Origin of the sequence: Kosmotoga arenicorallina S304, assembly GCF_001636545.1 — a bacterium.
GTDB classification, from domain to species: Bacteria; Thermotogota; Thermotogae; order Petrotogales; family Kosmotogaceae; genus Kosmotoga_B; species Kosmotoga_B arenicorallina.
Genome location: NZ_JFHK01000002.1, coordinates 14,102 through 35,935, shown reverse-complemented (window position 1 = coordinate 35,935; position 21,834 = coordinate 14,102). Strand labels below are relative to the sequence as shown.

The 21,834-nt window shown below is 41.7% G+C and carries 22 protein-coding genes and 2 tRNA genes; 11 read left to right on the top strand and 13 right to left on the bottom strand.

The window, feature by feature from the left end; genetic code table 11:
- Nucleotides 1-10: 10 nt before the first annotated feature.
- The 4 genes from AT15_RS00405 to AT15_RS00390 are packed head-to-tail and all read left to right on the top strand — an operon-like array spanning nucleotide 11 to nucleotide 5,124.
- Nucleotides 11-868 carry a glycine--tRNA ligase subunit alpha gene (locus tag AT15_RS00405; RefSeq protein ID WP_068345264.1) on the top strand — a complete coding sequence of 286 codons (858 nt, stop codon included), beginning with the start codon at nucleotides 11-13 and terminating at the stop codon, nucleotides 866-868.
- Entirely contained in the window at nucleotides 858-2,903 is a 2,046-nt protein-coding gene (gene glyS, locus AT15_RS00400) for a glycine--tRNA ligase subunit beta (protein ID WP_068345263.1), read from the top strand. Before AT15_RS00405 ends, glyS begins: the two co-directional genes overlap by 11 nt.
- An 8-nt stretch (nucleotides 2,904-2,911) precedes the next feature.
- Nucleotides 2,912-3,817 (top strand): GTPase Era, encoded by a 906-nt coding sequence (era, locus tag AT15_RS00395; RefSeq protein WP_068345262.1) that lies wholly within the window; start codon nucleotides 2,912-2,914, stop codon nucleotides 3,815-3,817.
- An 11-nt stretch (nucleotides 3,818-3,828) separates the two neighbouring features.
- Nucleotides 3,829-5,124 (top strand): MFS transporter, encoded by a 1,296-nt coding sequence (locus AT15_RS00390; RefSeq protein ID WP_068345261.1) that lies wholly within the window; start codon nucleotides 3,829-3,831, stop codon nucleotides 5,122-5,124.
- A gap of 129 nt (nucleotides 5,125-5,253) precedes the next feature.
- Here AT15_RS00390 and AT15_RS00385 read toward each other — a convergent pair whose 3' ends face one another.
- Together AT15_RS00385 and pcp are read right to left on the bottom strand one after the other, a co-directional pair.
- Nucleotides 5,254-6,000, bottom strand: a complete 747-nt coding sequence (locus AT15_RS00385) for a nitrilase-related carbon-nitrogen hydrolase (protein WP_068345260.1) — start codon at nucleotides 5,998-6,000, stop codon at nucleotides 5,254-5,256.
- Nucleotides 5,997-6,596, bottom strand: a complete 600-nt coding sequence (pcp, locus tag AT15_RS00380) for a pyroglutamyl-peptidase I (protein ID WP_068345259.1) — start codon at nucleotides 6,594-6,596, stop codon at nucleotides 5,997-5,999. The genes AT15_RS00385 and pcp overlap by 4 nt, the downstream gene beginning before the upstream one ends.
- A 74-nt stretch (nucleotides 6,597-6,670) precedes the next feature.
- Between pcp and AT15_RS00375 the strand changes: the two genes are divergently transcribed.
- Entirely contained in the window at nucleotides 6,671-7,855 is a 1,185-nt protein-coding gene (locus tag AT15_RS00375; RefSeq protein ID WP_068345258.1) for a MalY/PatB family protein, read from the top strand.
- Nucleotides 7,848-8,861, top strand: coding sequence for a potassium channel family protein (locus tag AT15_RS00370; protein ID WP_068345256.1), 1,014 nt, complete (start codon nucleotides 7,848-7,850; stop codon nucleotides 8,859-8,861). The genes AT15_RS00375 and AT15_RS00370 overlap by 8 nt, the downstream gene beginning before the upstream one ends.
- Here the strand turns inward: AT15_RS00370 and AT15_RS00365 are convergent.
- Entirely contained in the window at nucleotides 8,852-9,541 is a 690-nt protein-coding gene (locus AT15_RS00365; protein WP_068345252.1) for a type 1 glutamine amidotransferase, read from the bottom strand. The genes AT15_RS00370 and AT15_RS00365 overlap by 10 nt on opposite strands.
- Before the next feature lie 44 nt (nucleotides 9,542-9,585).
- Here AT15_RS00365 and AT15_RS00360 point away from each other — a divergent pair.
- Nucleotides 9,586-9,673: transfer RNA gene (locus AT15_RS00360), tRNA-Leu, on the top strand.
- A 29-nt stretch (nucleotides 9,674-9,702) separates the two neighbouring features.
- Here the strand turns inward: AT15_RS00360 and hutH are convergent.
- Genes hutH through AT15_RS00330 form a run of 6 tightly spaced genes read right to left on the bottom strand, consistent with a single transcriptional unit; the run spans nucleotide 9,703 to nucleotide 14,777 of the window.
- Nucleotides 9,703-11,187 (bottom strand): histidine ammonia-lyase, encoded by a 1,485-nt coding sequence (gene hutH / locus AT15_RS00355; RefSeq protein WP_068345250.1) that lies wholly within the window; start codon nucleotides 11,185-11,187, stop codon nucleotides 9,703-9,705.
- 22 nt (nucleotides 11,188-11,209) lie between these two features.
- Nucleotides 11,210-11,881: an amino acid ABC transporter permease gene (locus AT15_RS00350; protein WP_201029914.1), complete on the bottom strand. Its 672-nt coding sequence runs from the start codon at nucleotides 11,879-11,881 to the stop codon at nucleotides 11,210-11,212.
- A gap of 10 nt (nucleotides 11,882-11,891) precedes the next feature.
- Complete coding sequence (locus AT15_RS00345; RefSeq protein WP_068345248.1) at nucleotides 11,892-12,647, bottom strand: amino acid ABC transporter ATP-binding protein; 756 nt, start codon at nucleotides 12,645-12,647, stop codon at nucleotides 11,892-11,894.
- Nucleotides 12,644-13,321: an amino acid ABC transporter permease gene (locus tag AT15_RS00340; protein ID WP_084251360.1), complete on the bottom strand. Its 678-nt coding sequence runs from the start codon at nucleotides 13,319-13,321 to the stop codon at nucleotides 12,644-12,646. Before AT15_RS00340 ends, AT15_RS00345 begins: the two co-directional genes overlap by 4 nt.
- A 23-nt stretch (nucleotides 13,322-13,344) precedes the next feature.
- Nucleotides 13,345-14,064 carry a basic amino acid ABC transporter substrate-binding protein gene (locus AT15_RS00335; protein ID WP_068345244.1) on the bottom strand — a complete coding sequence of 240 codons (720 nt, stop codon included), beginning with the start codon at nucleotides 14,062-14,064 and terminating at the stop codon, nucleotides 13,345-13,347.
- A 23-nt stretch (nucleotides 14,065-14,087) separates the two neighbouring features.
- Entirely contained in the window at nucleotides 14,088-14,777 is a 690-nt protein-coding gene (locus AT15_RS00330) for a hypothetical protein (RefSeq protein WP_068345242.1), read from the bottom strand.
- Nucleotides 14,778-14,916: 139 nt separating this feature from the next.
- Here AT15_RS00330 and mnmA point away from each other — a divergent pair, with 139 nt between their 5' ends.
- The 3 genes from mnmA to AT15_RS00315 all read left to right on the top strand — a co-directional run bounded on the left by mnmA (nucleotide 14,917) and on the right by AT15_RS00315 (nucleotide 16,639).
- Complete coding sequence (gene mnmA / locus AT15_RS00325; RefSeq protein WP_068345231.1) at nucleotides 14,917-15,990, top strand: tRNA 2-thiouridine(34) synthase MnmA; 1,074 nt, start codon at nucleotides 14,917-14,919, stop codon at nucleotides 15,988-15,990.
- Between the two features lie 34 nt (nucleotides 15,991-16,024).
- Nucleotides 16,025-16,100, top strand: a tRNA-Pro gene (locus tag AT15_RS00320).
- Nucleotides 16,101-16,429: 329 nt separating this feature from the next.
- Nucleotides 16,430-16,639, top strand: a complete 210-nt coding sequence (locus AT15_RS00315) for a hypothetical protein (RefSeq protein WP_068345229.1) — start codon at nucleotides 16,430-16,432, stop codon at nucleotides 16,637-16,639.
- 148 nt (nucleotides 16,640-16,787) lie between these two features.
- Here the strand turns inward: AT15_RS00315 and AT15_RS00310 are convergent, their stop codons facing one another.
- Nucleotides 16,788-17,999, bottom strand: a complete 1,212-nt coding sequence (locus AT15_RS00310; RefSeq protein WP_068345227.1) for an iron-containing alcohol dehydrogenase — start codon at nucleotides 17,997-17,999, stop codon at nucleotides 16,788-16,790.
- 149 nt (nucleotides 18,000-18,148) lie between these two features.
- On the opposite strand from AT15_RS00310, the gene AT15_RS10235 reads away from it, so the two are divergent.
- Complete coding sequence (locus AT15_RS10235; RefSeq protein ID WP_161484638.1) at nucleotides 18,149-18,286, top strand: hypothetical protein; 138 nt, start codon at nucleotides 18,149-18,151, stop codon at nucleotides 18,284-18,286.
- 60 nt (nucleotides 18,287-18,346) lie between these two features.
- Here AT15_RS10235 and AT15_RS00300 read toward each other — a convergent pair whose 3' ends face one another.
- From AT15_RS00300 to AT15_RS00290, 3 genes are read right to left on the bottom strand one after another with little or no spacing between them, the layout of a single operon-like run.
- Nucleotides 18,347-19,306 (bottom strand): ABC transporter substrate-binding protein, encoded by a 960-nt coding sequence (locus tag AT15_RS00300; protein ID WP_068345224.1) that lies wholly within the window; start codon nucleotides 19,304-19,306, stop codon nucleotides 18,347-18,349.
- Between the two features lie 35 nt (nucleotides 19,307-19,341).
- Nucleotides 19,342-20,322 carry an ABC transporter permease gene (locus AT15_RS00295; protein ID WP_068345222.1) on the bottom strand — a complete coding sequence of 327 codons (981 nt, stop codon included), beginning with the start codon at nucleotides 20,320-20,322 and terminating at the stop codon, nucleotides 19,342-19,344.
- A gap of 1 nt (nucleotide 20,323) precedes the next feature.
- On the bottom strand, nucleotides 20,324-21,826 hold the full coding sequence (locus tag AT15_RS00290; protein ID WP_068345219.1) for a sugar ABC transporter ATP-binding protein: 1,503 nt from the start codon (nucleotides 21,824-21,826) through the stop codon (nucleotides 20,324-20,326).
- Between the last annotated feature and the right edge of the window lie 8 nt (nucleotides 21,827-21,834).

The following is a 21,834-nucleotide window of genomic DNA, read 5'->3' as shown; positions in this document are numbered from 1 at the left end:
AGGCTAAAAAATGTACTTGCAGGAAATAATAGCAAAGCTAAACGAATATTGGAGCTCAAAAGGTTGCCTTGTTGATCAGCCATATGATGTAGAAATGGGTGCCGGAACTTTTCACCCTTCAACTTTTCTGAGGTCTCTAGGCAAAAAGCCGTGGAAAGTGGCGTTTGTGCAGCCCTGCCGCAGGCCAACTGATGGGCGATATGGTGAAAACCCCATGAGAACCCAGCGTTATTTCCAGTATCAAGTCATAATGAAACCTTCTCCAGAAGACTCTCAAGAGATCTATCTTGATTCATTGAGAGTTCTGGGTGTTGACCCAAAGGAACATGATATCAGATTTGTGGAAGATAACTGGGAATCTCCTACCCTTGGTGCCTGGGGAATCGGTTGGGAAGTCTGGCTTGATGGCATGGAAATTACCCAATTCACATATTTCCAGCAGGTCGGCGGCGTAGATGTCTATCCTGTCTCGCTGGAAATAACCTATGGTCTTGAGCGCATTGCAATGTATCTCCAAAGGAAAGACAGCATTTTTGACATCAACTGGAATGAGCATTTCAAATATGGGGATGTATTTCTTGAAAATGAGCGTCAGTTTTCTGTATACAATTTTGAGCTTGCTAATACAGATATGCTTTTTGAGCTATACAAAATTTACGAAAATGAATTTTCAAGATGCATGGAAAGCGAACTTCTATTGCCAGCCTATGACTATCTTGTGAAGTGCTCCCATACATTCAACCTTCTTGATGCCCGCAATGCAATAAGCGTTTCCCAAAGACAGGGCTATATAAAATCAATAAGAAACATGGCAAAACAAGTCGCGGAAACATATGTAGCCAGGGAGAGTGATAATAATGACCTGTAAAGCGCTTTTAGAAGTTGGCGTCGAAGAGCTTCCATCAACTGAAGTCAAGAATCTGACAAAGCAGTTGAATGAACAGCTGGAAATCCTTCTTAACAACTATAAATTGAAGTATGAGAGCATCAGAACTTTTGTGGGGAGCAGAAGGTTCGGGGTGCTTATTGATGGGCTTTTGGAAAAGCAAGAGGACTTCTTTGAAGAAAAGAGAGGCCCGGCAAAGAAAATCTCCTTTGAAAACGGAGAACCCACAAGAGCCTTAGAGGGATTTTTAAGGGCGAACAATGCAACCGTTGAAGATGTAGTTGTAAAAGAAATAAAAGGAATTCCATATGTATTCTTAAAGCGTACTGTGCGTGGAAAAAATACAGAAGAATTGCTTCCCGTTGTATTCAAAGATTTGCTAAACTCTTTGAAATTCAGAAAACCCATGCGCTGGGGTGTTGATGATTTCTCATTTGTACGCCCTGTGAAATGGATTGTTGCAATGCTGAACGATAAAGTGATTGAATTTGAAGCCTTTGGAAAAAAAGCTTCAAACTGGTCTAAAGGACATAGATTCTTCTTTGATAAGGTTGAAGTGAACGCTGAGACTTATTTTGAAAATCTTAGAAAAGCGCTTGTGCTGGCGGATATTCAGGATCGGAAAGCGCGCGTTCTGAATGAGCTCAAAAGAGTTGAAAATGAGCTAAATGCAAAAATCCCGGTGGACGAAGAGCTGCTTGAGGAAGTTGTAAGTCTTACCGAATATCCAACAGCTGTTGTTGGCGAATTCCTCGAAAAATATCTTGAGCTCCCCCCTGAAGTCATTATTGTAACGATTAAACATCATCAACGGACTTTCCCGGTTTACTTAAAAGGTGAGCTTAGCAAGGAATTTGTTGCCTTTCAGGATGGGCCTGGCGATCCAAAGGGGAATGTAAAACGCGGATATGAGGAAGTGATTAACGCACGGCTTGAAGATGCTCACTTTTACTATTATAAGGATCTCTCAAAACCTCTGGATTCATATAACGAAACACTCAAAGATATCCTGTTTCAGCGTAGTCTCGGCAGTATGTACGATAAAACCTTGAGAATACGAAAGCTTTCCGATGCAATTTCCGAAAAGCTGTTTTCAAAACCTGAGGAACGAGCCCAGATACTAAGAACTGCAGAGCTTTCAAAGGCTGATTTAGGTACAAGGATTGTTTACGAATTCCCGGAATTGCAGGGTACAATGGGAAGAATTTATGCGCTTAAATCTGGTGAGCCTGAAGAGGTCGCCCAGGGTATAGAAGAGCATTATAAAGACAATGTTGCAGAAATTCAGACGCTATCCGGAGCCGTCGTGGGAATTGCCGATAGAATTGATACAATTGTAGGAAATTTCTTTCTGGGTAATATCCCCTCAGGCTCAAAAGACCCTTACGGAATTAGAAGAAAATTCCAGTTTGTTTTCAACATCTTTTGCAATCTCGGATGGTATATAGACATAAAAGATTTATATAGACACGCAGCTGAAATATATGGATTTGATTATGAAAAATTTTCTGATAAGCTCGAAACATTCACGCAGAACAGATATGAAAACTTCTTGATGGAAAAGGGTTATTCGATTAGAATTGCGCGCGCAGTCAATTCCTGGTGGAATCTTCCATACAACGGAGAACTCGTTGCTTCAGCGTTGAAATCAATCGTTGGTAATGCTGAATTCAACAATCTTTTAATTGCTTATCAGCGTGTGCATAACATTAGCAAAAAGCATGATTCAACAAGATTCGACGGCAGGCTTTTCCTTAAAGAAGAGGAAAAAAGCCTTTTTAACGAGTATTTAAAAGTGTATGATTCTCTAAAAAAACATATCGATGAGCACAAATTCGACAGTGCCATAGAGGATCTTGTTTCTTTGAAGGAACCCATCGACAAGTACTTTGACAATGTTTTTGTCATGGATAATCAACCCGACATCAGGCTCAACAGGCTGGGATTCTTAAAAGCGCTTGATGAGCTATTTTTAAAAATCGCAGACTTTTCTCAGCTTCTCGATGAGGGGGTTTAATAAGCGCTATGGGTTACAAATCCGGGATTGTTTCCATGGTGGGAAAACCCAATGTCGGAAAATCAACGCTGATAAACAGACTCGTTGGCGAGAAAATTGCAATTGTCTCCGATAAAGTGCAAACTACCCGTAATCGTATTGGGGGGATATTGACCACCGAAAAAGGACAGGTTATTTTTTACGATACACCCGGCATTCATAAGCCCCTTCATAAACTGGGGCAATACCTCGTAAAAATTGCGGTCGGAGCTCTAAATGGCTCCGACCTTCTTCTCATTTTAGTCGATTATGAAGACGGCATAAAGGCATCAGACCATCTGGTTGCCCAGCATGTAAATGCATCAAAGATTCCAGCATTTCTTGCAATAAACAAAATCGATTTAGCACCAAGTAAAGATAGACTGGTAGAATTTTCAAAAAGAGCTCTCGCGCTTTTCGAAAATGTAGAGAAACATTTTTTTATATCTACTGAAAAAGGCGATGGTGTAGATGAATTGCTCGAAGAAATAATAAAAAGGCTTCCAGAAGGCTCCATGCTTTATCCGGAAGATATAGTTACAGATAGGTCTTCGCGCTTTATGGCTGCGGAAATTATCAGAGAAAAAGTGCTTCTGCTTACAAAAGAGGAAATCCCCCATTCCACCGGTGTTTATATCCACGATTTTCAGGATAGAGAAAATGGCGTGCTTTTTATCAGGGCTGACATTATAGTTGAGCGTCAGAGCCAGAAACCAATAATAATAGGGAAAAATGGAGCTATGATAAAAAAGATAGGTGTACTCGCGCGTCAGGATATGGAGTACATTTTCGATTCCAGAGTATTTCTTGAGCTCTTTGTCAAAGTGCGCAAAAAGTGGCGGGAAAAGGATAATTTCATCAGGGATTTTACAAATTTGAACGAAGATCTCGAATAAGGGGGTAAATTATGGGAAGAAAGAGCTTTGTCCTCTGGATATTGCTGCTCATGATGGTATTGCTGAATGCCGATCAGATGGTTATGGCGCCAAACATAGGCAGAATTGAAGAGGAGTTTGCAATTGGCGATAGGGAGATTGGTTATATTGCAGGCTCTTTTACCATTATTGGCGCAATACTTAGCCTGGTCTGGGGTTTTCTGGCTGATAAGTACGAAAGAAAGAAACTTCTCCTTTTAAGCGTGCTCGTAGGGGAAATCCCTTGCTTCTTTTCGGCATTTGCAACAAGTTATCCTCAGCTTTTCTTATTAAGGGCACTCACAGGAATAGGTATTGGCGCTGTCTTCCCGGTAGTTTTTTCATATGCGAGCGATATCTTTGACGAAACTGAGCGGGCCAAAGTGAATGCTATACTCTCAACTGCGATATCAATCGGTGCAATTCTTGGCATGGTCATCGCGGGTTTTTCTGGAGAAAGCCTTGGCTGGCGAATTCCATTCATGATTGTCTCGTTGCCAAATCTCATTTTCGTTTTGCTCTTTTACTTTATAGCTGAAGAGCCTGAAAGAGGGAGTGCAGAGGTTGCTGTTGGCGATCTGGTAAAGAAAGGCCAGAAATATAATGCCCAGGTTAAGTTGAGTGACTATCTCGATTTATTCAAGATAAAGACAAATCTCGTGTTGTTCATTCAGGGCATACTGGGAACCATTCCCTGGGGTGCAATACCCTATTTTCTTGTCGAGTTTCTTCAGAGATACAAAGGGCTGGATCAGGGAAAAGCCACAATTGTCTTTATCTTCTTCGGACTTGGTAATGTTCTCGGTATATTCTTTGGTGGCATAATCGGGGGAATGCTTTACAAAAAAAGAAAAGCATACATGCCAATATTCAGTGCTATAATGACCGCTGCAGGAGCCTTTTTAGCCCTTGCTGTTCTTAACCTTCCGACTGTTACTAACACAACGGAATTCCTTCTTGTTTCATTGCTGGGTATGATTGCTGCCGCAACAGCATCAATGACCGGGCCAAATATGAAAACTATGCTGATGAATGTGAATGTGCCTGAAAATCGCGGCCGCATTTTCTCAGTGTTTAACATAACTGACTCACTTGGAACAGGGCTGGGGAAGGTTTTTGCTGGAAGTATTTCTGTAACCCTTGGCTCTCTTTCCGCGGCAATGAACATTTCAGCACTTTTTTGGCTTCCTTGTGCCTTTGCGTTGTTCTTCTCAGCATATACATTATCTAAGGACGTTGACAATCTCCATGCTAAGATGAAACAAACTGCCCTATCAATGAAAGCTTGAGAGTGTCAAGAGCCTATAGTTGGCATTAGATAACGCTTATGGTCTTCAATACGCCTGATTGAGTTATAATAGTATTGCTGAAGTAACCCTCAGACCGCTTCGCTGCCCTCGCAAAGGGCAGCAATTTTTTTATGTTTTCAATACTGGAAATACCTTCCGCCAGTGATACATTTTTTTGATTCTCTGACTGGAAATTTCCCAGATCAAAAGCTTGCTGGTTTTTATAGAAGGCTTGAGTCTTTTGCCATAATAATCATAGACAGCGCTTAATTGCCCATAATCAACACCCTTTTCATCGATACCTATTCTGTTTACACCTATCACAAATGCCTGATTTTCTATTGCTCGCGCTCTTAAAAGTGTATGCCAATGTAATTTCCTGCTTTTTGGCCAGCATGCTATTACGAAAAAAAGCTCGCCGCCTATCGTATCTCTGAATAACTCGGGAAATCTCAAATCATAGCAAATCAAAAGTGAACATTTCAATTCCTGATAGGAAAATTGGACAGAATTCTTTCCCGAACAATAAAATTCATCTTCCTTAGCATAGCGGAAAAGTTTTCTCTTAAAATACACTGCTCTTTTGTTGCTTTCAGGATCATAGAATACGGCTGTGTTATATAAGCAATTTTCCACTTTTAAAACAGTGCCATAGATTACTGCTATCCCGTTCGTTTTTGCTAGTTCCTCAAAAAAGCTCATATCGCCTGGATCGTGTAAAGGGCAATTCATGGTAAAACCGCTAAGAGTCATTTCTGGAAACACGATTAAGTCCGCGCCAGCATTTGCTGCTTCTTTAAAAGCATCTATCGCTTCCAGTTTGCTTTGCTCTTTATCGCTGTATACGGGATCAAAAAGCGCACCAGCTACTTTCATAAACTCCCCTCCATGAGTTCAATGATCAAGTTCAATCCCTCAATTGATTTCGCAAGGTCTAAAGAAGGGGCTTCTTCCCTGTAAAGCACCTGTCCTGAAAGGTATGGGAAATGCACAAAACCAGCTTTAATCTGATAGCGGTTTTCAATGATGAAATGCATCACCTGATAAAAAAGTGCATTGCATACAAAAGTGCCAGCGGAGTAAGATACTCTTGCAGGAATGCCTCCTTTTGTAAGAGCTTCAACAATTTTCCTTACAGGAAGTGTCGAAAAATACGCCGCTGGTCCTCCTTCGACAATTTTCTTATCGATAGGCTTTTGTCCCCTGTTGTCTTTAATGCGAGCATCAATCCAGTTTAACGCAACCATTTCCGGGGTTATTGCTGCCCTGCCACCAGCCTGCCCCAGCATTATAACTGTATCAGGATTTACTTCTTTTATAAGGCTCGTCAAGACTGTTCCTGATTCATAGAACACAGTTGGAAGTTTTACAAACTGAACATCTCTTCTAACCCTTTTGATTTCTTCACAAATCACTTCTGTTGAATTCAAAGGGTCCCTTCCAAAGGGTTCAAAATAGCTTATTAGAAGCACGTTCTCACCTTCTTATTTTCTTTAGTAAAATGATATCATTAAATTAACGCAGGACAAAAGGGAGGAAGCATTCAATGAGGTATGACTTCGATAGGATAGTTGACAGGCGCGGGACCTCTTCATACAAATGGGATATGCTTGAAGAAATCTTCGGTTCCGATGATCTCTTGCCAATGTGGGTTGCGGATATGGATTTCAGATCCCCGCCTGCGTTAATAGAAGCCCTAACAGAGAGAGCGAAACACGGTGTATTCGGATATACAGCAAGAAATGACGGTTTTTATCAGAGTTTCATAGATTGGGTTAAGGTCAGGCACGACTGGGATATAAAGAGGAAATGGATAATAGCTTCTCCGGGAGTGGTTCCTTCCATAGCAATAGCTGTTCAGGCTTTCACAAAACCGGGAGAAAAGGTGTTGCTTCAGACACCTGTGTATTACCCATTCTTTGATGTCATAAAGAATAACAACCGCGAATTAGCAGTAAATGAGCTCAGGTATAGCAATGGTCGTTACGAAATGGATTTTGACAGCCTCGAAAAAGAGATTGATGATAAAACAAAGCTTCTCATACTTTGCAGTCCTCACAACCCTGTTGGACGTGTCTGGACGAAAGACGAGCTTAAAACACTTGGAGAAATCTGTTTAAGAAAAGGTGTTATAGTGCTGTCCGATGAAATCCATTCCGACATTGTTTATTCAGGTTCAAAGCATACTCCCTTTGCAAAGATTTCAGAGGAACTTTCAGAAATTTCTATAACATGCATGGCGCCCAGCAAGACCTTTAATATCGCAGGTCTTGAAACTTCTCTCACCATTGTTCCCAACAGCAAACTAAGAAAAGTATTTGAGAACAGGCTTTATGATCAACTCTTTATGAGGTTGGGGAATATTTTTGGAATCAATGCGACGGAAATGGCTTACCGTCATGGTAAAGAATGGCTTGACGAGCTTCTCGAATATCTTGAAAGAAACAGGGATTATGCGGTCAAATATATAAATGAGAATATACCCGGGATTAAGCCTGTAAAACCGGAAGGCACATATTTGCTATGGTTGGATTTTCGAGGCCTCGGAATGAACGACAATGAAATTCGAAATTTATTGCTTCACAGGGCAAAAGTTGCGTTGGGTCATGGCCCCATTTTTGGAAAAGGTGGCGAAGGATTTCAGAGATTGAACTTCGCCTGTCCCAGAACTCTCCTGGAAAAGGGATTAGCAAAGATAGAAAAAGCTATGAGGGAGTTGAGAGATGGTTGATCGGGCAAAGGGCTTGAAATCGATAGTTTTTGCGATATTCTATCTTGTAATGGTGTTTATTTCTGGAGTTTTTGGGTACGCAATTATTGAAGGCTGGGATTTAACCGATTCGTTTTTTATGACTGTAATTACGATATCAACTGTAGGCTATGGCACACCAAGAGACTTAACACCTGCTGGAAAGCTTTTTACAAGCTTGCTAATATTCAGCAGTATTACTCTGGGCGTTTATGCTTTCTCTAAAATCGCCGCTTTTGTGGTTGAAGGCGAACTAAGCCAGACCCTGAAAAGAAGGAAAATGTTAAAGGAGCTGGTAAAAATGAAAGACCACATAATTGTAATTGGAGCAGGAACTATCGGGTTTAGCATTGCAAAAATGCTGTCAGAACGGGGGCTTAAGGCAATCCTTGTTGACAATGATTCCGAACGCATTGAGTATATAGAAAATTCCGCTGAAAACCTGACGTGTTTCAAAGGAGATGCGGTAAATGAGGAAGTTTTGAAACAGATAGGCGTTGACCGAGCCAAAGGATTGATCACCACGCTTCCGGTAGATGCGGATAACGTCTTTGTTGTGCTAACTGCAAGGCAATTAAACCCTTCGCTGGAAATAATTGCCAAAGCCAATGAAGTAGAAAACATCAAAAAGCTGTACTATGCAGGTGCTTCAAAGGTGCTTCCCATACCTGAAATAGGTGCCCGCAGAATGGTGAACTTGATCTTAAATCCAAGTATAGAAGGTTTTCTCGACACACTGGTCGAATCAGGTGACATGCAGATTTATTTCGAACAGGTAGATGTTCCAGAAGATTTTCCATCAGAAGGCATTGAGCTTGGCAAACTCAGAATCCCGCAAGAGACAGGTTTGATCGTCATAGCCATACACACTAGCGGAAAAAGCACATTCAATCCCGGGGCTTCTACTCTGATAAAACCGGGGCAGTCTTTGATGGTTCTTGGAAAAAGGGAACAGATCGAGAAATTAAGGCAGCTGCTTCAAGGTTGAACCATATTCTTCCTGTTGAGATATTCTACAAGCGTCAAGAAATTCACAAGAACCATGTAACCATGATTAAACCTATCAAGGTCTCCTTTCTCCGGATGAAACTGGACACCATAAATGTATTTACTTTTGTGCTTCATCATCTGTATTGATCCTGATTCGTTTATAACGAGCAACTCAAATTCTTTCGGAAGCCTGTTCAGCGTAAAAAGATGATTCTCCCATGCGTTAAATTCTTCCGGGATCCCCGTAAGGAGCACATCATCTTTTACAATCTTTAGTTTTCGCCAGCCACGCTCCTCAGAGATTATGAGAGCAGAACCGTATATCCTTCCAATAATCTGGAAACCCATGCATATTCCTAAAACAGGGACATCTGCATCTTTTATAAGCTCAACAGAAGCTTTTGCATGGCCTGAGTTGCTAAAATACGCCGCCATGCTATTTCCCCCACTGATAATGAGTGCTGAGTATTCTCCTTTTTTGGGGAATTCGCCACGAAAAGTCCGGTAAACCTCATAATCTGCATTCAGTTTATCCAAAGCCTTTTCTATGAATGAACCGCCATCTGGATAGTCAGAATCATTTTGAAGGAGGGCAATGGGATGAGACAATGAAAAAGATACCACAGATATCGATAAGGTCAGGAAAATCAGTAAAACACCCCTTAAGTGTCTCAGCACCTATCTTGACACCTCCTTTACGTGATGATAAACTATTTATGCGTGCCGGGGTGGCGGAATTGGCAGACGCGCATGACTCAGGATCATGTGGGCATTATGCCTGTGCGGGTTCAAGTCCCGCCTCCGGCACCAGACTGGGAGAACTCCTCCCAGTTTTTTTATTATAGGCCAGCTCTTTTTTTCAGCAGCGAAAGTGCTGCTTTGAATTCTTCACCAAAGTACCTATCTTTATCATGATCCGTTAGGATTTCCTGAAACTTTGAAAACAATTCTTCGATCCTTTTCCCCGATTTCAACGGCTTTCTGAAACACATAGCCCGATAAGCCAGAAGAGCTTCAATAGAAATAATCTGACTCCAGTTGTCTACTATTTTCCATAGTTTTCTAGCTCCCCAGGCACCCATGCTCACATGATCTTCCTGAAAACCAGAGGTGGGGATACTGTCTGCGCTTGCCGGATGAGCCAGCGTTTTGTTTTCTGATGCGAGTGCAGCGGCGGTATATTGCCACAGCATATAACCGGAATTCAAGCCGCCTTCACCATTTGTGAGGAAAGGTGGCAAATCGTTGAGCTTGGGGTTTACAAGCCTATCTATCCTGCGTTCGATCATGTTTGCCATATCCGTAAGGGCGATAGACAGAAAGTCCATAGCCAATGCTATCGGTTCTCCGTGGAAATTGCCTCCGGAAATCGCATCGCCATTTTCAAAGATCAACGGATTATCCGTTGCAGAATTTATTTCAGTTTCAAACACTTTCTTTACATACTGTATGGTATCATAAACCGCCCCGTATACCTGCGGTATGGTTCTGAGGGTATAGGGATCTTGAACCCTGTCACAATCAAGGTGAGCGCGCCTTATTTCGCTGCCATTGAGGTTCTCCAGGAGCCTTTCCGCGACGTGAATTTGTCCTTTGTGTGGCCGAGCTTTATGCACTCTGGGATCAAAGGGAGATGTACTACCTTTAAGGGCATCAACAGACATTGCAGCCACCGTGAGAGCCTCATCGAAGAGCTTTTCAGAAATATGAACCGCACAGCTTCCAACTCCAGCCATAAACGCAGTGCCGTTTAACAGGCTTAGCCCTTCTTTTGAAGCCAATGTAAGTGGTGATATATCGAGTTCGCGCAGAACTTCCATGGTTGGGAGCTTTTTGCTGTTGTAAAAAACCATACCTTCACCTATCAGCGCCAGGGCAATATGCGCCAACGGGGAAAGATCACCACTGGCACCAACAGAACCCTGTTCTGGAACAACAGGAATAATATCATGATTGAGAAAATCGACTATTCTTTCTACAACAACGGGTCTAACACCTGAATAACCTTTGCAAAGGGAATTTGCCCTGATAACCATAATAGCCTTCACCAGTTCAGGTGCCAGAGGATCACCCACGCCTGCTGCGTGAGAACGGACTATATTGAATTGCAACTCTTCGATTTTTTCGGGACTTACCTTCTTGTTTGCGAGTATTCCAAATCCCGTATTCACACCGTATATAGTCTTTGTAAGCTGGTGTTTTTCAAGTTCTTTTCGACTTTCGCGCAGAAGAATGAGGGTTTCCGGGGATATTTCGACTTTTTCTCCTTTGAATGCAACATTATAGACGCCTTCTATTGTCAGGGAATTCCCGTTGAGAACCACTATGCCACCTCCGATTGTTGAATTATCTAACCCATTCAAGGCCGGGAATCTTTACTTTCTTTTCCAGCAAGCCAAAAAGCCACGTGAAGAATAATACCACTATAAGATATATCACCGCGACAACAAGGTACACTTCAAAAAACTGGAAATTCCTGCTCGCTATGAACTTCGCCTGCGCCATAAGCTCGGGCGCGCCGACTATGTAAGCCAGGGACGTATACTTCAGGAGATAGATAAACTCATTGCTCCAGGCAGGTATAACCCGCCTAAGCGCTTGTGGCATTATTATATGAATAATAGCCTGCTTTCTCGTCATTCCAAGCGACCTTGCCGCTGTCATCTGGTTCCTGCCAATCGAAAGAATCGAGCCTCTCAAATACTCTGCCTGGTAAGCCCCGCTGTTGATTATAAAACCGATAATGGCAGCGGTAAAAGGGGTAGGCTTCAACCCATAAGGTGGGAGACCGAAATACAAAATGAATAATTGAACAAGCAAAGGGGTTCCCCTTATTATCTCAATAAATCCCGTTGAGATTATCTTCAGAAATTTATTGCCGTATGTTCTCGAAAGGGCTAACACAATACCAAGAGCAAATCCTCCCAGAACTGAAATCAAAGTCATTTCCATGGTTATTCCGAGCCCTTTCAAAAGAACTGGCCAGTATTTCTCGATAATGTTTATAATCCTATCCATTATAAGCATCTCAATCGCCCTCGCCATATAGCTCGGATAATTTGTTCAAAAATTGCCTCGTTCTTTCATTTTCAGGGTTCTTGAACAGCTTCTCAGGTGAACCCTGTTCCACTATATAGCCATTTTCCATGAAGATAATCTCGTCAGAAACAGATCTCGCGAAACCCATCTCGTGAGTAACCACCAGCATGGTCATGCCGCTTTCCGCAAGATCTTTCATCACACGGAGCACCTCTCCGATCAATTCAGGATCGAGGGCTGATGTCGGCTCGTCAAAGAGAATAATCTCAGGTTCCATTGCTAGAGCCCTGGCAATGCCAACCCTTTGCTTTTGGCCACCCGACAGCTGTGCTGGATAGAGATTCGCTTCACGTTCAAGCCCGACTTTCCTCAATTGTTCAAGTGCTTTTTCTCTTGCCAAATCTTTATCCATTTTCTTAACTTTGGTAAGCCCTATCATAACATTTCTAAGGGCGGTAAGATGGTTAAAAAGACCAAAATCCTGAAAAACAAACCCTATTCTTTGACGGATTTTATTAATGTCTTTTGCCTGCGTTATGAGTTCGTCCTTCAACCATATTTCGCCATCATCTGGATTTACGAGCTGATTAATGCAAGCCAAAAGGGTGCTTTTTCCGGTTCCGCTTGGACCTATAATTACTTTTGTTTCGCCTTCCATTACCTCAAAGCTTACACCTTTTAAAACTTCCTTATCGCCAAAGCGCTTCTTTAAGTTTATAATTCTCAACAAAGGATTGTTTTTCATCTTATACTCTCCTTTATCTCAAAACCCGGGATAGCAAGAGCTTCTTCGAGTTTTTTTAAGCTTCTGTTCACCGCAAAGGTAATAATGAAATAGATAGCAGCAATTGTCAAATAAATGAGCATTGGTTCATAACTGGTTGAGATTATATATCCACCCTGCCTCAACAATTCTGTAACTCCCAGGGCATATGCAAGAGAGGAATCTTTCAAAACTATGGTGAACTCATTTGCCCAGGGTGGGAGAGCAACTCTAAAAGCCTGTGGTAAAACCACATGTCTAAATCCCTGAAATTTAGTCATTCCAAGGGAGCGGGCAGCCCTCATTTGAGTAGCGCTTATGGATTGTATGGCTCCCCTGAATATCTGGGATTGATACGCTGCGCTTCTTATCCCAAGGCCCAAAATTACAGCGGTAAAGGGCGAGAACCTTATACCCGCGCGCGGAAATCCGTAAAAAATGAGGAACAATATTACCAGTTCCGGAATACTCCTGAAAATCCTCTCATAAACAACCACAAAGGCTTTAAATCCCTTTCCGCCATATACCTGCCCAAAGGAAAGGGGCAGGGCAATTACCAGCCCCAACCCCAATGATAGGAACGTTATCTTCAACGTTACCCATGTTCCTTCGAGTAAAGTTGGAAAGGAATTGAATATTAAAGATAGCTTGTCGATGATTATCCCTTCCTTTCAGATAACTAGAAATATTTTGAAATAATCTCTTCGATCTTTCCGGATTCCTGCAGCCTCTTTATACCTTCATTGATCAGGTTAAGAAGCTCCTTGTTTCCTTCCTGAACAGCTATACCGTATTCTTCACCTGTTTTGATAATGCCAACAATTTCAACAGGCCTGCTCTTGGCATACATCTCCGCGACGGGAGAATCGAGGACAATCGCATCAACATTTCCATTGACCAGGTCAGTCATGGCAAGCACGAAAGTTTCGTATCTTTTGAACTGACCGGTGAGTATCTTTGTGTTTACAAGATTTTCCTCAACCCAAAGGTCTCCTGTTGTGCCTGTTTGAACGCCAATATCGTGATCGCCGAATAAAACGGTAATGCTTAAACCGGAACCCTCGCTTACAACAACACTCTGGTCTGCCACCCAGTAAGGTGTTGAGAAATCGACAACCTGCTCCCTTTCCTCCGTGATTGTCATCCCGGCTATAACAATATCGAGATTTCCCGATGCCAATGCGGCAATGAGCGAATCGAAAGCCATGTCAACAATCACAACTTTGAATCCCATTTCGTCGGCGATGGCTCTGATCAAATCCATATCAAAACCGACATACTTGCCGTCTTCAACATACTCAAAAGGCGGAAAATCCGCACTGGTTCCAACCATGTAAGTCTTTCCAATGGCGAAGACAGCGAGAAGGATCAAAATAACCACGAGAAAACCTTTCTTCATTACCTCACCCCCAAGTTATGGTGTTAGAATATACTGAAGTTAAATCCCAGACTGATTGAGAACTCATCATTCAAGAAATTGTAATTGCCATCAGGTTCAAAGGGGAAAAATACTGAATGGTTATTGTCCGAAACCTTTACACCTGCAGCCTCAACAACGAAATTGAAAAGCCCCGGATAATATGCAAAAGACAGCCAGAAATTCCTCAGAAAAAACGTGGAGTAAAAACCTGAACGGAAACTGTAAATGCGGTGAAAGAAGCTTACTTCTGTTTCGGTGGGATCGAATATCTTGTCGTTGAAAGTTATGTAGTAAGGATAAGAGCTCAAAGGGTCTGCAAGGGTATTTTGATAATTGTAAGTAAGCACTCTGAAAGCATAACCGCTTTCAAAATTCCTCCTGATCGTCCCGAACCTGAACTCGTTTCTTCCGCCTCCCAAAAGCATTGCCATATCAATCCAGTACGACATGGCAAGCATACCTGTTCTGCTTGAGACCCCCAGTGCCAGAGAATGTGTAGCACTCAATTGAAGTGGGGGTTCGTTTACAGTGAAATCGTAAGACCTGTACTGATCATCATTGAAACTTATGAATGAGCTCCAACCGGAGTAGCTTATTTCATAAGGGCTGTAAAAACCAACCACACTAAACTCAGTTCGTGCAATAGCAATAATCGTAAAAAGGAGAAAAGCGATGATGAAAATTCTCTTCATAAAACCGCCTCCTAATTAAGATTATACTATTTGAAACACAAATCCTGACAAGCAGTGATACGATGTAACAGAAATGAGAAATAGTTCAATTCAAACAAAACCAGTTATGATAGCATAATTTTCGATTGGAAGTGAGAAAATGAAAATAGGCGTAGCCATGAGCGGTGGTGTCGATAGCGCTGTTGCAGCTGCTCTATTAATTGAAATGGGCCACGAAGTCGTAGGTTATCACATGAAAAACCTTCCTGATAGCCTTTTTGAAATAGTTCCTGAAACAAAAAAAGTATGTTGCAGCCCCTCTGATACCTTCGATGCATTCAGGACTGCAAAGATTCTGGGTATAGAGCTCAAAATAATAAGGCTCGACGAAATATTCCGGGCGCGTATAATAGACTATTTCACTTCAGAATACAAAAAAGGTAGAACCCCCAACCCGTGTGTTCTATGCAATGATTACATAAAATTCGGTGCTTTGATGGAAAAAGCGCTGGAAGATGGTATGGAGCTCTTTGCCAGCGGACATTATGCAAGAATAATAGAACATCCTCATTACGGAATTTCTTTGGCAAAGGGAAAAGCGAGCCATAAAGACCAGGCGTACTTCCTTTCAATGATCAAAAAGGAAAAACTGAGCAAGATATTCTTCCCTGTTGGCGAGCTTACAAAAGAGGAAATAAGGGAAAAAGCAAAATCTCTTGGCCTGCCAGTACATCAAAAGAGAGAAAGCCAGGAACTTTGTTTCATACCAGACAACGATTACCGCAGGTTTTTGAGTTCTGAAGGAATTAAACTGCCTGATGGAGATATCGTAGATATTGCCGGGAATATTCTGGGGAAGCATCACGGACTTGCCTTTTACACGATAGGACAGCGAAGAGGTTTGGGGATTTCTTCAAAGGAAAAGTTATATGTGATTGACATTGATACCATTAACAACCGCATTATTGTAGGACCTTACGAAAAAACATTGAAAAAGCGTTTTACAGCAGCGCAGCCAAACTGGCTAATAGATATCAAAGATGGTGAACTTCGTTGCCAGTGCATGATAAGAAGCACCATGAAACCGGAAAAGGCGTCTGTATATAGTGAAAAGGATAGGCTTACAGTTGAATTTGACAATCCTGTGTCTGCAATAACCCCCGGGCAACTTGCTGTTTTCTACGTTGGCGATGTCGTTCTTGGAAGTGCCTTTATTGAAAGCGTGGAGAGTTGAAAACCCATTCATCCTGTGATAGAATTTTTCCAGCCAGGGGATAGTTCAGTCGGTAGAACGCTGGTTTCGGGAACCAGAGGCCCGGGGTTCAAGTCCCCGTCCCCTGACCATCTGCATAGCCACTGAATACTTTTATAATCCGCTCCAGTAACAAATTGTGGGAGCGGGTTTGTTTTTTGTTAATCAGGAAATCATGCTTCAAAGTCACCAAAATATCCTCTTTTCTTTTATTAACCAATATTTTCCTTCTGATAATTCCTTACCTTTTACATAAATTGGTATCACAAATGATTGCTCCAGTGTTTATTTATGGGATATGTAACAAGTATTTAATATGATAGAATTCAAATGTAAATGTGTGATCGAAGTTCGAGATTTTTATACATAACTTAAAATGAGGGAAAAAGGAAATTTAGAAACAAAGGGGGATCGGGGAAGTATGTTTCAACGAAGAGCTTTTAAAAAGATTAATGAGCAGAAGAAAAAATTGCTCAAAAATGAAATAGAAGGTATTAAGATACTTATAAAGAAACTAAAGGCGCAGTTGAAGGTATGTGATGACAAGAGCAGAAAATTGCGCATAAAGGCAGATATCGCCAATAAAAAAGCGAAACTCTTGGATCTGGAAAAACGTCTTAAAAAATTGTAGCTCTTTTAGGTAAGAAATATAAAACCTGCTTTATTTGCTCACTATATAGTACGAAAGAACTCTTAAGAAAAAGCCAATAGTCTTAGAACCTCGTGAAATGAAAAAGGCCGGGATTATCCGGCCTTTTGGGGAGTGCTTGGTGCCTGCCTTATGCGAGGGGTTTAAGAGACTCTCTGTAGATCTTTTCAATGGTTTGCTCGGTTGCTTTAATGGGTGCCTGGCTAAGTAATAATCCTAATGAAGGTGTATTTAATGCCAATTCTACCAATTTGGGAATATCATTTTCAGAAAATCCTACATCCACAAGCTTTTCAGTGATTCCCAAATCAAACAGCCACTTCTCAATACCTTTTGCCACTTTATCAGCTTCTCCCGGTATGCCTTTGAGACCGGGAACTATGGGTTCATATATCTCTGCAAGCACTTCGGGTACTGCGGGATATATCGCCTTAACAACAGCAGGAAGAAGAATCGCAAGCCCAAGGCCATGAGCAAGATCAGGTTTTAGTGCACTTAACGGATGCTCCAGAGCGTGTGTGAAGTGCAGCAAGCCGTTATCAAAGGAAATGCCTGCAATTGCAGAAGCGTACAAAAGATAATATCTTGCTACAAGGTCATCAGGATGTGCAAGAGCCTGTGGTAAGTATCTGGAAATTAGCCTGATAGTCTCCTTAGCAAGAAGGATCGAATATGGGCTTGCCACAAGCGTGGTTGCAGCTTCTGTAACGTGATTTATTGCGTCAATGGCTGTGAACTTTGTCTGGTTATAAGGAAGTGTTTTCATAAGTGCAGGATCGTCTATCGCATATGTCGGGTAAATACAGTCATATGCAAGAGCCGGCTTGTAATCTTTCTCGAGTATAGATGCCACAGCGAACCTGTCAACTTCAGTTCCCGTTCCATGGGTGGTGTTGATTGCGATTATTGGCTTTGCCTTTTCGGGAACAAATTTTTGTTCATAGAGCTCTGTGGCATCTTTATCCGTATATTCAAGGAGTATCGCGACACTCTTTGCAGAATCAATTGGACTTCCACCACCTATTCCAACAACTACTTCTGCCCCAAAGGATTTTCCGAGGTCTGTTGCAATATCTATCTGTTCAACTGTGGGATTTGGGGTTATATCGGTGAACACTGTCCACTCAATTCCAGCATTCCTGAAAGCCTCTTCAACAACATCTTTTGCGCCTGTAACAGTATATGCGATCTCATCGGTTATCACTATGGCTTTACTAACGCCCTTTTTCTTTAATTCCTCTGCTATATCTTTGATTTTGTTAATTGCTCCAACACCGAAATAACACAGGGTCCTCCCTCTCAGTTCAAAGACATTGTAGATGTCAACTTTACTTTCCCACATGGTTTTCACCTCCCGTGAATTATTTCACGATAATTCTAAGATGTTTTTTAAGTTCATGAATTACGGGAGAAAAAAGAAGATGAAAACATAATGTGAATTTTTGCACGATTAAAGTGCAAAACTCTGCCCAAAAGAAGAAAGAAATATTCGTGAAGAAACTTTCGGAAGCACTTATAAGGACAATCAATCAACTGAAAAAGTCATTTCTCAAGCTTGCCTTTCATAAAGGCATCTTCGGGTGTCATGATGGGAATGGGCATGATTTTGGAGATGATGTCCATCCTTGAGTATTTATATGCAAAAACGGGCGGAGGAACCGCCCGTTTTATCTAAAAGCTTTTACAGTATCAGAATATTGAGTCAGGTTCGTAGTAATTTGCTGCGTTTTCAGGGGTAACGAGTTCTGCCGCCAGGATGATCTTTGAAGGTATCTGTTGCTGGTAGAAGCCATTCAGTTTTTCTCCGCGGAGAGACATAACTGCGAGGCTGATTCCTGTGGCAATCATTGAAGGTGGATATGTAACGTCAGCTCTAACAAGTGGATCGCCATCCATAACCATCTTAATGATTTCCTTGGCACCGGCTCCACCAAGCATAACTTTTATGTCGTTTCTTCCAGATTCTTTATAGGCCTGAAGAACTCCTTTGAGCACATCGTCATCCTGCGCCCATACGGCATCAATCTTGGGATATTTCTGGAGATAATTTTCCATTATTTCTAGTCCTTTTTCCGTCTGCCAGTAAGCCGGTTGCGAGTCAAGAATCCTGATCTTCGGGTATTTCTTCATTACTTCCATGAAGGCATTTACCCTTTCAGTGTTAATTACACATGGAATACCTTCAAGAACAACGATATCGCCCTTGTAATTGAGTTCCTTGGCAAGCCATTCAGCAGAAACTCTCCCAAGGCCAGGATTGTCACCAGCGATGTAGATATCCTCAACAGGCTTTGTAAGGCCTCTGTCAACTGATACAACGAGTATTCCCTTGTTGTGAACCCTTTCAACTATTGGTGTGAGGGGTTCTGAATCATGGGCAAGAATAACAAGTGCATCGATACCTTTAACCATAAGGTCTTCAACGTCTCCGACCTGTTTGGCAGGGGAATCAGCAGTCACAAGGAAGAATTCAATATCTGGATCTTTTGCTTCCCAGTCTGCTATTGCCTTCTGAGCCCACCAAACGATGCCACCTGTCCACCCATGATCAGCAGAAGGGATTGATACACCGATTTTGATCTTGTCTTTTGCCATGCCTATTGATGCAACTAGCAACACTGCGAGTAACACCACCAAAAAACGTTTCATGTTTCCCCACCTCCATAATAGCCCTAATGGGCAAGTTATTGGGACCTTTTTCTCTGTATCAACACAGCACCAATGATGACTATACCCTTTACAGTTCCCTGTAAATAAGGTGATACGCCTAACATGTTAAGCATATTGTTTATCATTCCGAGGATAATAGCGCCGATTACCGTCCCGAATATTGTTCCGCTACCCCCTGTCATAGGGGTGCCACCGATAATCACGGCAGCTATCGCATCAAGCTCATATCCCGAACCACCATTCGTAGAACTTATGGAATTCAGTCTTGAGGTCAAGAAAACAGCGGATACACCAACGGTTACGCCTACCATTACATAGGATATAAAACGAACAAAATTCACTTTTATTGCAGAATATCTCGCAACTTTTTGGTTTGAGCCGACCGCACAGATATATCGTCCATACCTTGTCCAGTTCAAAATGATATGGAACAGAACTGCCATTCCAAAAAATACCCAGACAGGTATAGGTACTCCAAGGAAATAACCCATGCCAAGTTCTGGATACATATAGCTATCTGATCTGAAGACACCTGCTTTACCTATATATAGGGCGAGAGATCTGTAAATTGCCATTGTACCGAGAGTTACGATAAAAGGAGCTATTCTACCTTTAGTTATAGCAACACCATTGAGAGCCCCTGCAGCAGCACCTAAGGCAATACTAACAATCACAGCGACAATAATTGCCATTATTTCATTCCAATAACCATATCCAAAGAAGTTCATCGCCGAATTAAGTGAGAGAATTGAAATACCTCCAACAAGTGCTGTCATAGAACCAACCGAAAGATCAATACCACCGCCTATGATTACAAAAGTCATGCCCAGAGCTATTATTCCCGTATAAGAGACTTGCCTTAAAATATTTAGGATATTTTGGAGTTGAAGGAAATATGGGCTTGCGAAAGAGGAAATGATAAATAACACAACAAAAGCAAACAGAGAACCATATTTTTCAAAATCGATTTTTTTAATAACACTTTTTGCTGACATATTATGCAACTCCCTTCAAACCGGTGGCATGGAACATTATCTCTTCTTCATTTATATGTTCGCCTTCAAGAATTCCGGTGATTTTTCCCTCACGCATCACAACCACTCTGTTACAAAGCCCTATGATTTCCTCCAATTCTGATGAGATTACTATGCAGGAAATTCCTGTTTGAACAAGCTCGTTGATAAAGAAATAGATCTCTCTTTTTGCATTAACATCTATTCCTCTTGTGGGCTCATCTATGATGAAAATTTCAGGGCCGGTGTCCAGGGATTTTGCAAGGGAAACCTTTTGCTGATTTCCACCACTCAGGTACTCCAATTTGGATTTCAAAGAAGCTGCTCTGATATTAAAGCGTTTGATGTACTGAGCGGTTTTCTCCTGTTCCTTCTTTTTGTTTATGAGAATTCCTCGCAAATAATGTTTTAATGACGGAAGTGTGATGTTAGAAGGGATATCAAAGTTTGTCAATATACCGATTCCCTGTCTGTCTTCTGAAAGATACGCAATACCATGCTTCAACGCATCAGCAGGGCTCTTTATGTTGCATGCTTTACCTTTGATAATTATACTTCCATGCTTTCTCTTTCTGATTCCTATTAATGCCTCTGCAAGCTCCGTTCTTCCTGCACCGACGAGACCGGCAAAACCCAGTATTTCCCCTTCTTTCAAGTCAAAGGAAATATCTTTAAGAAGGCCATCGGCACTGCTCAATTTTTCAACTTCGAGGACAGTATTGTCTTTCGGGACAACTTTTTCAGGAAATACCTGTGACAATTCTCTTCCTATCATGCTTCTGGCCATTTCTTTTTCGTCAATATCATCTGTATGCTCAATTGTTATCATTTCGCCATCTCTGAGAACCATCACACGATCGCAAATTTCTTTGACTTCGCTAAGTTTGTGAGAAATGTATATCATCGTCACCCCGCGGGATTTTAATTGTCGCATAATTCCAAAAAGTATGTCGATTTCGCGCCGTGTGAGAACAGTTGTAGGTTCATCGAGGATAAGCAGTTTAGAATCAAAGGCAAGGGCTTTTGCAATCTCCACCATTTGTTTTTGTGCGACACTTAATTTGTCAATTCTTTCCGTAGCGGGGATGCTAACTTTAAGTTCAGAGAGGAGCTCTTCGGTTCTTCTAATCATCTCTTTTTTATTCAGCAAAATTCTGTTTTTTCTTTCATTCCCCAGGAAAATGTTTTCGTACACATTCAGGTCATTTATTAGATTGAATTCCTGAGGAATCATTGTGATCCCGGCATTACGGGCATCTAATGGCGTTTCGAGCTGGATCTCTTCTCCATTAAAATAAATTTTTCCCTCTGTCGGAGTGTAAATGCCAGTGAGTATTTTGACAAAGGTGGATTTTCCGGCACCGTTTTCACCTATAATGCCAAAGATTTCTCCTGATTCTATCTCTATATTTATGTTGTTTAAGACTCTAACACCTGAAAATTCCTTTGCAATTCCCTTTGTCTTCAGGATGATGTTATTATCCACAGTTCCAC